Origin of the sequence: Streptomyces capoamus (assembly GCF_014654935.1) — a bacterium.
Lineage (GTDB): Bacteria > Actinomycetota > Actinomycetes > Streptomycetales > Streptomycetaceae > Streptomyces > Streptomyces capoamus.
This window is the reverse complement of sequence record NZ_BNBF01000001.1, coordinates 190,567-192,888: the sequence shown is the minus strand read 5'-3', so window position 1 is coordinate 192,888 and position 2,322 is coordinate 190,567. Positions and strand designations below refer to the sequence as shown.

At 73.9% G+C, this 2,322-nt stretch carries 3 protein-coding genes; all 3 read left to right on the top strand.

The window, feature by feature from the left end:
* Window positions 1-1,527, top strand: a 1,527-nt coding sequence (locus IE312_RS00935) for a lasso peptide isopeptide bond-forming cyclase (RefSeq protein ID WP_229898819.1), incomplete at its 5' end; no start/stop codon positions are given.
* A 93-nt stretch (window positions 1,528-1,620) separates the two neighbouring features.
* On the top strand, window positions 1,621-1,875 hold the full coding sequence (locus IE312_RS00930) for a lasso peptide biosynthesis PqqD family chaperone (RefSeq protein WP_189977326.1): 255 nt from the start codon (window positions 1,621-1,623) through the stop codon (window positions 1,873-1,875).
* Window positions 1,872-2,309 (top strand): lasso peptide biosynthesis B2 protein, encoded by a 438-nt coding sequence (locus IE312_RS00925; protein WP_189977324.1) that lies wholly within the window; start codon window positions 1,872-1,874, stop codon window positions 2,307-2,309. The genes IE312_RS00930 and IE312_RS00925 overlap by 4 nt, the downstream gene beginning before the upstream one ends.
* Window positions 2,310-2,322 lie beyond the last annotated feature (13 nt).

Genomic DNA, 2,322 nt, shown 5'->3' with positions numbered 1-2,322 from the left:
AGTTTCCACCTCGCCGGCGCCCTCGACGGGCAGATCAGGGTGCAGGGCACCGCCTCCGGGCTGCGTCTGGTCTTCCACGCGGACATCGAGGGTGTGCGGGTGGCCGCGACCCGCGCCGACACGCTGGCCGCCGTCCTGGGGCTGGACCCCGACGTAGAGGAACTGGCTGTAAGGCTGCTGTGGCCAGCCCCCCACCCGCTGTCGGAGACGTCGATGTGGCGTGCGGTCACCGCCGTGCTCCCGGAGGCCGCCGTGGTCGTGGCCGCGGACGGGCGAACCGCGCGACACACCCGGTGGTGGACGCCGCCGGAGCCGGTCCGGCCGCTCGCCGCGGCGGCGCCCCGGATCCGGACGGCGCTGGAGCAGGCCGTCGACGCGCGTACCCGTCGGGGCGGCGTGGTGAGCTGCGACCTGTCCGGCGGTCTGGACTCCACGTCCGTCTGCTTCCTGGCCGACCGCTCCCCGGCGCGGGTGGTGGCCAGTACGTGGCCGGGGCGGGATCCGGCGGACACCGACCTGGCGTGGGCGCAGCGGGCGATGGGGTACCTGCCCGACGTCGAGCACGTGGTCTGGGACGCCGACGCCTCGCCCCTCGTCTACGAGGACCTGCTCGGCATCGACGACCTCCTGGACGAACCCACCATCGGCGTGATGGACCGCGCCCGGGTCCTGCACCATCTGCCCGGCCTCGCCGCGCGCGGCAGCCGACTGCACCTCACCGGCATCGGCGGCGACCACGTGGCGTGGTGCTCCGAGGCGTACTACCACCGGCTGCTGCGCACCCGTCCGCTGTTCGCCCTGCGCCAGGTACGCGGGTTCCGGGCGCTGTGGCAGTGGCCGCTCGGCGGCACACTGCGCGCTCTCGCCGACGTCCGGCCGTACGGGAAGTGGCTCGCCGACGCGGCCGGTGACCTGCGTGGCCCGTTGCCCCCGTCCGTCGCGACGGGCCTCGGCTGGGGCATGGCTCCGCGCCTGTTCGACTGGGTGACCCCCGAGGCCGAGCGGATGGCCCGCCGGGCACTGCTCGAAGCCGCGGCGACGGCTACCGCACTGCATCCGGACCGCGGGCTGCACACCGACCTCGAGCAGATCCGCTCCTGCGGCCGTGTGATCCGGCAGTGGGACCGGATGGCCGCCCGCGCCGGCCTGCCCATGGCCTCTCCGTTCCTCGACGACCGCGTCATCGAGGCGTTCCTCGCGGTACGCCCGGCCGAGCGCGTCACGCCCTGGCGGTACAAGCCCGTCCTGGCTGCCGCGATGCGCGGGATCGTGCCCGAGCAGTGCCTGCGCCGCAACAACAAGGCGGCGGCGTCCATGGACGCCGCCGACGGACTGCGGGCACACCGTGCCGACCTGCTGGCCCTGTGGGAGGACTCACGGCTGGCGGAACTCGGCCTGGTGGACGGTGCCGAACTGCGCCGCCTCGCCCGCCGGCCCGCCTCCCCGGGCCTCTCCGACGCCATCCTCTACTCCACCATCGCCGCGGAGGTGTGGCTGCGCGGCCGTGCCCGTGTCCCGCAGCCCTGACCGCACGACTGTCGAAACACCTCACAGCACTTCAGAACACGTCACAACCTCAGAACCTGTCAGATACGTCAGATCCGTCAGAAAGGCCCGCTCATGCCCCTGCGTTTCGGCGACAACGTCTCCGCGGCCGACACCGACTACGGGACCGTACTGCTGGACGAACAAGGCGGCGTGTACTGGGAGTTGAACCCGACGGCCACCTTGGTGCTACGGACGCTGCTGGACGGCGGCGAGGAGGCGGATGCGGCCGCCGCCCTGGTCCGGGAGTTCGACATCGACCAGGCCCAGGCCGTGCTGGACGTCGAGACACTCGTACGGGAGCTGCGCCAGTCGGGGCTCGCCTCATGACGACGCCCAGCGCGCTGGAGCGGCCCACCGACGTACCCCTGGCCCGACGCCTGGCCGCCCGTCTCGTCCTGCTACCGGCCCTCGTCCTCGCCTTGTTGCCGCCCCGCCACATCCGCAGGGTGCTCGGCGTCCTGCGGCGCGGCGCCGCGCCGGCGACCACCGCACAGGCGCGGAACGCACGCGACGCCATGTGCGCCGCCAGCCTGCGCTGCGCGGGACCGAAGGGGTGCCTGCCGCGGTCCCTGGGAGCGGCACTGCTGTGCCGGCTCGGCGGGACGTGGCCCACCTGGTGCACCGGCGTACGGGTCACCCCGCCCTTCACCGCGCACGCCTGGATCGAGGCCGAGGGCCGTCCCGTCGGAGAGGGGGTTCCGCAGGGCTACTTCGCCCGGCTGGTGGCCGTCGATCCGCTGCCACGGCCTGCCGGCCGATGACCGGCCGCTGCTC